Genomic DNA, 10,410 nt, shown 5'->3' with positions numbered 1-10,410 from the left:
GGCCGCGGGCGATGTGGTTGAACGGACGCTTGGTGGTGAAGGCAGTGCCGAGCTCTTTCCTGAAGGCCAGGAAGGCGATGATCGGGAAGATGGCGAAGAAAGAGCGGAAGAAGACAATCTGGCCGGCCGGAACCGTGCCTGCGGCTTTGATGCAGGTCTGCATGCCGACGAAGACCGCCACCGACACGATCTTGAGCATGATGCCGGTAAGCGTGTCGTGCCCGCCGGCATCATCGCTGGCTGTGGCCGAGGGGCTGCCGGGGCCCGCTGTCACGCTCCCGACGCTTCTCGGATCGTCGCCCAGATACGCGCCGGCGTTGCCGGCATGTCGATGTGCTTGACGCCATAAGCGCGCCAGAGCGCGTCGGTCACCGCATTGAGTGCCGCCGGGGTCGAACCGATGGTGCCGGCCTCGCCCGCGCCCTTGATGCCGAGTGCATTGGTCGTCGACGGCACGTTGCGGGTCTCGAAATGGAAGAACGGGAAATTGTCGGCGCGCGGCATGGCGTAATCCATGAAGCTCGCCGTCAAAAGCTGTCCGTCCTCGCCGTAGATAGTGTCCTCGGTCAGTGCCTGGCCGATGCCTTGCACGACGCCGCCATGCACCTGGCCGGCGAGCAGGATCGGGTTCACGGTCACGCCGAAATCGTCGACGATGGTGTAGCGGACAATCTCGGTCGCGCCGGTGTCGGGATCGATCTCGACCTCGCAGATATGAGTGCCGTTGGGATAGGTGCATTCGTCCTGCACGAACTCGCCAAAGCCCTTGAGATCGTCAGGCGTCTTGGCGGCCTTGGCGATGCTGGAAAAATCGAGCGAGCGATCGGTGCCGACGATGCGGGCAACACCATCGGACAACTCGATGTCGCCGGCAGAAGCCTCCAGCTCGTCGGCGGCGATGCGCTTGATCTTGTTGGCCAGATCCTCGCCCGCGCGGGAAGCCGACACACCCCCCAGCGGAATGGAGCGCGAGCCGCCGGTGCCGCCGCCGGCCTTCAATTCATCGGTATCGCCCTGGCGGACATGGATTTTGTCGATGTCGAGATTGAGCTTTTCCGACAGGAACTGCGCATAGGCGGTGGCGTGTCCCTGTCCGTTGGTCTGGGTGCCGATCTTCAGCGTCACCGTGCCGTCGCCATTGAGTTCGACGAAGGCCGGCTCCGAGCCCGGAAAGGCACAGGCCTCGATATAGGTCGCCATGCCGAGACCGCGGATTTTTCCGCCGGCCTTCGACTGCGCCAGCCGCTCCGGAAACGCTTTCCATTCGGATTGCTCAATGGCGCGCTCCATATGGCCTTCGAATTCACCGGTGTCGTAGAGGCGGCCGGTTTGCGTCCGGTAGGGAAATTGCTCCGGCCGGATGAAATTGCGGCGGCGGATCTCCTCGACGGGCAGGCCGAGATCGTGGGCGCAGGCATCGACCAGTTTTTCCAGCAGGAAGGCTGCTTCCGGCCGGCCGGCACCGCGATAGGCATCGACCGGGCAGGTGTTGGTGTAGAGGCCGGTCACCGAGACGTCGAGCGCCTGGATATCGTAGACACCGGTCGACATGGTGACGCCGATATAGGGGATGAACGGACCATATTGCGAGATATAGGCGCCGATGTTGGCGAGCAGGTCCACCTTCATGCCGAGAAAGCGGCCGTCCTTGTCCAGTGCCATCTCGGCCGTGACGGAATTGTCGCGGCCTTGCGCGTCGGTCTGAAAGTGTTCCGTGCGGTCGCCGGCCCACTTCACCGGGCGGCCAAGCCGCTTCGCCGCTTCCAGCACCAGCGGATATTCGCGGTAGACGAAGCTCTTGGGCCCGAAACCACCGCCGACATCAGGTGTGATGACGCGCAACTGGCCCTTCTTGATCTTGAACACGCTGGCCAGGATGTACTGCATGGAGTGCACGCCTTGCGACCCGGTGGTCAGCACGAAGCGCTTCTCCTCGACGTTCCATTCGCCGATCGCGGAGCGCGGCTCCATGTAGTTGCAGACCAGCCGGTTGTTGACGAACTCGATGCGGGTGACGTGTGCGGCCTTGGCGAAAGCCGCTTCGGTCTTTTTCCTGTCGCCCATGTGGTAGCTGAAGGCGCGGTTGGAACCGAGCTCCGGCCAGACCAGCGGCGTGCCTTCGGCAAGTGCATTTGCGGTCCCGGAAGCCGCGTCTTCGCCGTCATAGTCGACATCGATCAATTCAGCGGCATCCTGCGCCAAGGCACGGCTGTCGGCGACGACGAAGGCAACGGCATCGCCGACATAGTTGACGCGGTCGCGGCACAGGATCGGGATGTCGCGCGTCGGCGCCTTGGTGCCGTCCGGCTGTTCCTGCATGACGCCGGATTTCAGATCGCCGAGATGGGCAAGGTCCTTGCCGGTCAGTACCAGATGGACGCCAGGTGCGGCCTTCGCCGCCTCGGTCGAACCGATGGTGAAGCTGGCCTTGGCGACCGGCGAACGCAGGAGATAGCCATGCAGGACGCCAGCCGGCTGGATGTCGTCGGTATAACGGCCCTGGCCCTGGATGAAGGCGGCATCCTCGCGCCGCAGCACGGATGCGCCCATGCCGAATTTCGGTGTGACGACGGTCATGGATGCCTCGTGATGATGACAGGAGAACGAACGCCTGAAATAGGCATTGCCTCAGTTTTGTCGAGGGGCCGTTTCGTGTAAAGAGCGCGGACTTCAAATTTCTTGGACCAGCGGACACAATCCGCCGCCAACGCAATCGACAGGAAAACCCACGGAATGCGCACGGACACCGGCCAGGTCTTCAAGCTCGAAGACTATCGCCCCAACGACTACCTCATTCCGCAAACCGACCTCACCTTCCGCCTTTCGCCAGACGCAACGCGTGTCACCGCCGTGCTCACGATAGAGCGCCGTGACGGCGTCTCCGCATCGGCTCCGTTGGTGCTCGACGGCGACGGGCTTACGCTCAAGCACATCGAGATCGACGGCAAGAAGGTAAAACCGGCGGATCTGCTGGCGACGCCCGACCAGTTGACCATCCTCAAGCCACCGGTGGCGCGGCGCTTCCAGTTGCTCATCGAGACCGAGGTGGCGCCGGCGGGCAACGAAGCCCTGATGGGCCTCTACCGCTCGAGCCACGTCTACTGCACGCAATGCGAAGCCGAGGGCTTTCGCCGCATCACCTATTTCCTCGACCGTCCCGATATCCTGTCCGTCTACACGGTGCGCATGGAGGCAATGCGCGACGAGGCGCCGCTGCTCCTGTCCAACGGCAACCCGCTCGAAAAGGGCGACCTCGGCGACGGCTGGCATTATGCAGTGTGGCACGACCCTTTCCCCAAGCCGTCCTATCTGTTCGCATTGGTGGCCGGCAATCTCGGCCGGCTCGCGGACAGTTTCGTCACCCTGTCCGGCCGCACGGTCGAGCTCGGCATCTATGTCGAGCCCGGCAAGGAGACGCTGGCCGGCTATGCGATGGACGCCCTGAAGCGGTCGATGAAATGGGACGAGGAGGCGTTCGGCCGCGAATACGATCTCGACGTCTTCAACATCGTCGCCGTGTCGGACTTCAACATGGGCGCGATGGAGAACAAGGGCCTCAACATCTTCAACGACAAATATGTGCTGGCCGACCGGGAGACCGCGACGGACGCCGATTTCGCCAATATCGAGGCGATCATAGCGCATGAGTATTTCCACAATTGGACAGGCAACAGAATCACTTGCCGCGACTGGTTCCAGCTCTGCCTGAAGGAAGGCCTGACGGTTTTCCGCGACCACGAATTCTCCGCCGACCAGCGCTCGCGCGCGGTCAAGCGTATTGCCGAGGTGCGGACCTTGCGCGCCCACCAGTTTCCAGAGGACCAGGGCCCACTGGCGCATCCGGTGCGGCCGCGCCGCTACCGCGAGATCAACAATTTCTACACCGCGACGGTCTACGAGAAGGGCTCCGAAGTGGTGCGCATGATCCGCACAATTCTCGGTGCCGACGTGTTTCGCGCCGGCATGGACCTCTATTTCGAGCGGCACGACGGTGACGCGGCGACGATCGAGGATTTCATCAAGGTGTTCGAGGATGCGTCCGGCCGCGACCTGTCGCAGTTCGCGCTCTGGTATCATCAGGCGGGAACGCCGAACCTGACGATCAGTTCGACGCACAATCAGGCCGCGCAGGAGTTCACGCTCGAAATCGAGCAGTCGGTGCCGCCGACACCCTCCGAAAGCCGCAAGCGGCTGATGCACATCCCGCTCGCTTTCGGGCTGATCGGCGCCGGCGGCAAGCCTGTGCCGTATAGTAGCGTCGAGGGCGCCAGCGTCGAGGACGGCGTCATCCATATCCGCAAGCGTCGCCACATGGTGCGGTTTTCAGGCGTCACCGAGCGCCCGGCCGTGTCGCTCAACCGCGGCTTTTCGGCGCCGGTGACATTGTCCGTCGAGCAGAAAGCCGACGACCAGTTCTTCCTCGCCCGCCACGACGGCGACGCCTTCTCGCGCTGGCAGGCTTTCAACACATTGTTGACCGATGCGCTGATATCAGCGTTCCGCGAGATCCTCGGCGGCAAGCAGCCGGCCTTTGCGCCGCGGCTGATCGAACTCGCCGGCAGCATTGCCGGCGACGAGACGCTGGAGCCGGCCTATCGGGCATTGGCGCTGGCCCTGCCCGGCGAAGCCGACATTGCCCGCGACATCGGCAGGAACATCGACCCCGATGCCATCTATGCGGCTCGCGAGGCACTGGCGCTGGCGATCGGCACTGCGAACCGGGACGTTTTTTCGGGCCTCTACCTCAGCCTTGCCGACAGAGAAGCGTTCAGCCCCGACGCGGCAAGCGCCGGGCGACGCGCCTTGCGCAACACCCTGCTGGATTATCTGTCGCTGCAGCCGGGCGGAGCGGAACTCGCTGCCGGGCATTTCCAGTCCGCGACCAACATGACCGACCGCGCGGCAGCACTTGCCGTGCTCGCGCATCGTCACCACGGTTCGCCCGAGGCGGTCGAGGCGCTGGCGGCTTTCGAGACGACCTACGGGTCCGACCCGCTGATCATGGACAAATGGTTCCAGATCCAGGCCAGCGTACCGGGGCCGCAAACCGTCGACACCGTGAAGGCCTTGACCAACCACCCGGCCTTCTCGATGGGCAATCCGAACCGGGTGCGCTCGCTGATCGGCACCTTCTCCAGCGCCAATCAGACCGGCTTCCACCGGGCCGACGGCGAAGGCTACTGGTTCTTTGCTCAAACCGTCCTCGAGGTTGAAAAGCGCAACCCGCAAGTGGCGGCAAGGCTGGCGACGGCGCTCAGATCCTGGCGTTCGCTCGAACCCTTGCGGCAGGCGAAGGCCAGGGAAGCGCTGCTCTCGATCGCCGGCGCCGAAAACCTGTCGGCGGATCTGCGGGATATTGTCGAGCGCACGCTGGCTTAGCCGCTCTCTTCCTTCTCCCCTTGTGGCAGAAGGGAGATCCGTGCACGCCGCCAAGCTGGTGAATTTCAACCAGGACCTGCCAGCAGCGGCTTCCGTTAGGCGCTGCGCCAGCGAAAGCCCATTATTTTAGTCGATTTTTAATCTTTTTTCGCCGGACCACTGGACAAGGCGAATCACCTTTGATTCTTTACTGACGATTCGGAAGTGCGGCGTTTGCCGGATCACCAAGCAGCATAGGCAAATTCGGGGAGTGCCATTTATGGCGAAGGCGGACGCGTGGGGCGCGCCCGGAGGGACGGTTTTTGCGCATCGTGAGACGCGCGGCGACGGTCTTGCCGGGAATACGCGACTCATCGCCGAACCGGCCTACCGGCGGCTTCTGGCCGCCGAGCCGCTGCTGCGCCGATCAATACCCGTCCTCATCATCACCTTCCTGATCGTCATCGCGGCGCTGCGCGTGCTGTCGCTGATGAACGAGCGCGACGATGTCGAGCGCAATGCCAAGGCGATCCTGACGCTGGCGGCGGGCCAGCTGGCCAGTTCGCTCGCCACCACCTCGGAAACGGTGCCCGGCGCCATACAGGATCTGCTGGAGACCACCAGCCGTCAGGGCGCGATGGGCCGCAGCCATGTGCTTGTCATCACCGACAGCGCTTTCAAGATCGTCGCGGTGACGCCACGCTCGATGCCATGGCAGGGCCATTCTCTGGACGGCCTCGTCGAGGGCGGCCAGCCCTTGTTCATGTTCGGCGATCGTGCGGGCGTCATGGACGTCAACATCGACGGACGGGATTGGTACGCCGCGGTCAGCCTGGCGAATGGCGGAAAGGGTGCATCGGCGGCCCTGGTGCCACAGGACGCGGTTTTCGATGCCTGGCGCAAGACCGTTTCGCTGAACGTCACCCTGTTCGTGCTGACGGCCGGTGTGCTGATCGTCATCCTCTATGCCTATTTCGGCCAGGCGGCACGTGCGCAGGCGGCCGACCGCATCTACCTCGAAGCGCATCAGCGCATCGACATGGCGCTGGTTCGCGGCCGCTGCGGCCTGTGGGACTGGGACATGGTGCGCGGCAAGATGTACTGGTCGCGCTCGATGTACGACATGCTCGGCTACAAGCCTTGCGAAACGATGCTGTCCTTCGGCGAGGTCGATCAGATCATCCATCCCGAGGACGGCGACCTGTTCGAGCTCGCCAACAGAATCGTCGCTCGCGAGATCGATCACATCGATCAGGTGTTCCGCATGCGCCATGCCGATGGCCAATGGGTCTGGATGCGCGCGCGGGCACAGGTCATCGATCCGGAAGCGCCGGAGATCCAGCTGATCGGCATCGCCGTCGACGTCACCGAACAGCGTCATCTGGCGCTGCGTTCCGAGGCTGCCGACCTTCGCCTCAGAACGGCGATCGAGAACATCAACGAATCCTTCGTGCTGTGGGATTCGACGCAGCACCTGATCATGTGCAATTCCAAATACCAGCAGGACAACGGGCTTTCGGACCGCGACGTGATGCCGGGCACCGCGCGCGCGGCTCTGGAAGAACGCATGCTGGCCTTTGCTTCCGAAAGGCGGCTTGCCCACACCAGCGGCCTGCAGGGCGGCGCCACTTTCGAGCGGCAGTTGGCCGATGGCCGCTGGCTGCAGGTCAACGAACTGAAGACCCGGGACGGCGGCATCGTCTCGGTCGGTTCCGACATCACCCAGATCAAGCTGCACCAGGAGAAGCTGGTCGACAGTGAGCGACGGCTGATGGCAACGATCCATGATCTCAGCCTCGCGCGGCGGGCCGAAGAGGAGCGTTCGCGCGAACTGGTCGACCTCAACCGCAAATACATGAAGGAAACCGAACGGGCCGAAGCGGCGAACCGGGCCAAATCCGAATTCCTGGCCAACATGTCGCATGAGTTGCGCACGCCGCTGAACGCCATCATCGGCTTCTCCGAACTGATGGAACAAGGGCTGTTCGGCCCGCTCGGATCGGAGCGCTACGAGGAATATGCCACCGACATCAACAGCAGCGGCAAGTACCTGCTGGGCGTCATCAACGATATTCTCGACATGTCCAAGATCGAGGCCGGCCAGTTCTCTCTGGACCGGGAAGAGATCGACCTCGGCCCGCTGATCAGCGAAACCGTACGCGTCGTTTCGCTGCAGGCGGCGCAAAAGGCCATCTCCGTGGAAACGCGCATTGCCGATGCGCTGACGCTGGTCGCCGATCGCCGTGCGATCAAGCAGATCGTCATCAACCTTTTGTCCAATGCGGTGAAGTTCACCGGCCACGGCGGCCACATATCGGTCAGGGCCCGCAACACATCCGGCGCGCTGGTGCTGACGATCGAGGACAATGGCTGCGGCATCCCCAAGGAGGCGCTCGGAAAGCTCGGACGGCCGTTCGAACAGGTGCAGAACCAGTTCTCCAAGAGCCATGCCGGGTCCGGCCTTGGCCTTGCCATCTCACGTTCGCTGGCCGAGCTTCAGGGCGGCGCGCTGAAGATCCGGTCGAGCGAAGGTGTCGGCACTATCGTGTCGGTGCGCATTCCGGTGAAGAAGAGCGTGCTGGCCGTCAAGGTTGCAGCGTGAAGTTTTTATCACCATCCCAGGCCTGATCCACCTCGTGGACGCGAGGTGAAACGCTTTGACAAAGTTATCTATTTTATCTATTTTGGATAAAAAAGAAAGGCCTTGTCATGCGAGTGACTTCAACGGAATTCCAGCAGAATGTCGGGCGTTTTCAGGATGCTGCCCAGCGTGCGCCGGTCGCAATCACAAAGAATGGCCGGACCCACACGGTACTCCTGTCGGCGGCGATGTTCGAGGTCTTGGTCAAGGGACGGGTCGCCCGTCCTGTGGAAGAGCTGGACGACGAGACGCTTAACGCCATCGCCGAAAGCGCCGTATCGAGCGAATATGCCGGGCTTGATGCAATGCTCAAAGACTGGACACCGTGAGCCTGCCCAAACCTATCCCGGGTCTGGTGATTTCCTATTCTTACCTCTGGGTGAGAGAACACGAAAAGGGTGCCGAAGAAGGTCGCAAAAACCGATCATGCGCCATTGTCGCCGCGCGGTCGTGGAGGGCCGTGAAGTCATAACGGTCGTTCCGGTCACACACTCGCCACCAGCAGATCCTGCCGATGCAGTAGAAATACCTGCGCCCCTCAAAGCCTATCTCGGCCTCGATGACACGCCATCATGGATCGTCGTCACCGAAACCAATCATTTCCTCTGGCCGGGTCCCGATCTCAGGCCTATCGCGGGGAGCAAACCGTCCCGATTCGACTATGGCATGCTGCCGCCGCGTTTCTATGCCTATCTGCGCGACCGGATTTTGCAGTCTCACGCAAGCCGGGCGCTGCAGCAGATTCGGCGAACAGAGTAGCTGCATGAGACTGGAGGACCACGAAACGTCCCCGATTCCAAGGGACGATCGCTTCCCGGTCATCCCGCACGAAGCAAAAGGTCGAAATCCTTCCTGACCTTCTGCGACGTCTCCTTGAGGTGTGCTTCGAGCACACCGAAATCCGGCAGGTCGGTCACCGCCAGAAGCAGATCCGAAAGCCCCGGCGGAACGTCGTCGCGCTCGAAGGCTCCGGTAAGGCACAGCCGCGTCATCTGGGTCAGCGCCAGATAGAGCGCATAGGCGTCGAAAAGCTCCTGCCTCGCCCCGGCATTGGCGAAGCCCGGTGACAGGCGCGAAAGGATTTCGGCGGTACCGGTAACGCGCGGCCCGGCGCCTACCTGCCCGGTGATGACAGCGACTTGGGCGATGAATTCGAGATCGATCAGGCCGCCGGGGATCAGCTTGATGTCCCACAGGTCGCGCGGCGGCTTTTCCTTCTCGATCATAGCCCGCATCTCCGAGGCCTCGGCCATCACCTTTGCGGCGTCGCGCGGCTGACCAAGCACCGCCGCCACTTCCGCTTCAACCTCACTGCACAGGCTGGCGTCGCCAGCTATGGCGCGCGCGCGTGCCAACGCCATGTGCTCCCAGGTCCAGGCTTCCTGGCGCTGGTATTTCTTGAAGGCATCGATATGGGTCGCCACAGGACCCTTGTTGCCTGATGGCCGCAGGCGCAGGTCGAGTTCGTAGAGCACGCCCTCCGCCGTCGGCGCCGACACAGCTGCGATCAGCCGCTGCGTCATGCGGGTGTAGTAATGCGAAGGCGCCAGCGGCTTGTCGCCATCGGACTCCTCGGCGTCCGGCGCGTGGTCGTAAAGCAGGATCAGGTCGACATCCGATCCGGCGGTCAGCTCGCGGCTGCCGAGCTTGCCCATGCCGAGCAGCGCAACCACGCCGCCGGCAATGGTGCCGTGGCGCGCCGCGAATTCGGCCGTCACCGCCTGCAACGCAGCCTCGATGGTGAGATCCGCCAGATCGGAGAAGGCGCGGCCGGCGCGCGCCGGATCGATCGAGCCGGCGAGCAGCCGGACGCCGATCAGGAATTTCTGCTCGGAAGCAAAAATGCGCAGCCGGTCGAGCACGTCCTCATAAAGCCGGTCGCCCTCGACAAAGGCGGAAAGCCGTGCCGACAGATAGGCGCGGTCCGGTAGCTCCGTCAGCAAGGCCGGGTCGAGCAGACCATCGAAGACATGCGGCCGGCGGGTGATGATCGCCGCCAGCCGGGGCGCCGCACCCATGATCGTTGCCAGGAGCTTGAGCAGGGCCGGATTGGACTGCAGCAGGTCGAACGCCACTACGCGGCACTGTTCGAAACAGCACCCGAACTGTCGACAGGCATCGGCAATCTCGTCTTCACCGGCGATGTCGACGATCCCGATACGCTGCAGACCTTGCACGGCCTCGGCTTCCAGCGGCCAAGCGACATCTGCCGCGTCATCCGAGGCTGGCATTTCGGTCGCTATCGCGTCACCCAGTCGGCGGAGGCGCGCGAGCGGCTGACGGAATTGACGCCGGCGCTGCTGCGCTCCTTCGGCCAGACGCGCCGGGCCGACGAAGCGCTGATGCGCTTCGACGAATTTCTCGCCGGCCTGCCGGCCGGCATCCAGCTGTTTTCCCTGCTGCAGTCCAAT

General features: G+C 63.2%; 5 protein-coding genes and 3 pseudogenes. 5 read left to right on the top strand and 3 right to left on the bottom strand.

What is annotated here, in order from left to right:
- Positions 1 to 274 (bottom strand): annotated as a pseudogene (locus EN994_RS06225) (EamA/RhaT family transporter); the annotation flags it as partial.
- On the bottom strand, positions 271 to 2,577 hold the full coding sequence (locus tag EN994_RS06220; protein ID WP_127307440.1) for a xanthine dehydrogenase family protein molybdopterin-binding subunit: 2,307 nt from the start codon (positions 2,575 to 2,577) through the stop codon (positions 271 to 273). The pseudogene EN994_RS06225 and the gene EN994_RS06220, both read right to left, overlap by 4 nt.
- Positions 2,578 to 2,733: 156 nt before the next feature.
- Between EN994_RS06220 and pepN the strand changes: the two genes are divergently transcribed.
- The 4 genes from pepN to EN994_RS06200 all read left to right on the top strand — a co-directional run bounded on the left by pepN (position 2,734) and on the right by EN994_RS06200 (position 8,758).
- Positions 2,734 to 5,379: an aminopeptidase N gene (gene pepN / locus EN994_RS06215; RefSeq protein ID WP_127307439.1), complete on the top strand. Its 2,646-nt coding sequence runs from the start codon at positions 2,734 to 2,736 to the stop codon at positions 5,377 to 5,379.
- Positions 5,380 to 5,638: 259 nt separating this feature from the next.
- Positions 5,639 to 7,960: a PAS domain-containing sensor histidine kinase gene (locus tag EN994_RS06210; RefSeq protein WP_013532627.1), complete on the top strand. Its 2,322-nt coding sequence runs from the start codon at positions 5,639 to 5,641 to the stop codon at positions 7,958 to 7,960.
- A 107-nt stretch (positions 7,961 to 8,067) separates the two neighbouring features.
- Entirely contained in the window at positions 8,068 to 8,328 is a 261-nt protein-coding gene (locus tag EN994_RS06205; protein WP_013532628.1) for a type II toxin-antitoxin system prevent-host-death family antitoxin, read from the top strand.
- Between the two features lie 97 nt (positions 8,329 to 8,425).
- Positions 8,426 to 8,758 carry a hypothetical protein gene (locus EN994_RS06200; protein ID WP_244514280.1) on the top strand — a complete coding sequence of 111 codons (333 nt, stop codon included), beginning with the start codon at positions 8,426 to 8,428 and terminating at the stop codon, positions 8,756 to 8,758.
- 59 nt (positions 8,759 to 8,817) lie between these two features.
- Here EN994_RS06200 and EN994_RS06195 read toward each other — a convergent pair.
- A pseudogene (locus tag EN994_RS06195) lies at positions 8,818 to 10,062 on the bottom strand (bifunctional [glutamine synthetase] adenylyltransferase/[glutamine synthetase]-adenylyl-L-tyrosine phosphorylase); the annotation flags it as partial.
- On the opposite strand from EN994_RS06195, the pseudogene EN994_RS06190 reads away from it, so the two are divergent.
- A pseudogene (locus EN994_RS06190) lies at positions 10,054 to 10,410 on the top strand (bifunctional [glutamine synthetase] adenylyltransferase/[glutamine synthetase]-adenylyl-L-tyrosine phosphorylase); the annotation flags it as partial. The pseudogenes EN994_RS06195 and EN994_RS06190 overlap by 9 nt on opposite strands.

This window comes from Mesorhizobium sp. M7A.F.Ca.CA.002.09.1.1 (genome assembly GCF_003998555.1).
In the GTDB taxonomy this organism is placed as follows: Bacteria; Pseudomonadota; Alphaproteobacteria; order Rhizobiales; family Rhizobiaceae; genus Mesorhizobium; species Mesorhizobium ciceri.
This window is presented reverse-complemented; position numbering and strand designations above follow the sequence as displayed.

Coding starts and splice junctions, on each gene's coding strand:
- EN994_RS06205 (WP_013532628.1), top strand. CDS start 8,068: ATGCGAGTGACTTCAACGGAATTCCAGCAGAATGTCGGGCGTTTTCAG.
- EN994_RS06200 (WP_244514280.1), top strand. CDS start 8,426: ATGCGCCATTGTCGCCGCGCGGTCGTGGAGGGCCGTGAAGTCATAACG.
- EN994_RS06210 (WP_013532627.1), top strand. CDS start 5,639: ATGGCGAAGGCGGACGCGTGGGGCGCGCCCGGAGGGACGGTTTTTGCG.
- EN994_RS06220 (WP_127307440.1), bottom strand. CDS start 2,577: ATGACCGTCGTCACACCGAAATTCGGCATGGGCGCATCCGTGCTGCGG.
- pepN (WP_127307439.1), top strand. CDS start 2,734: ATGCGCACGGACACCGGCCAGGTCTTCAAGCTCGAAGACTATCGCCCC.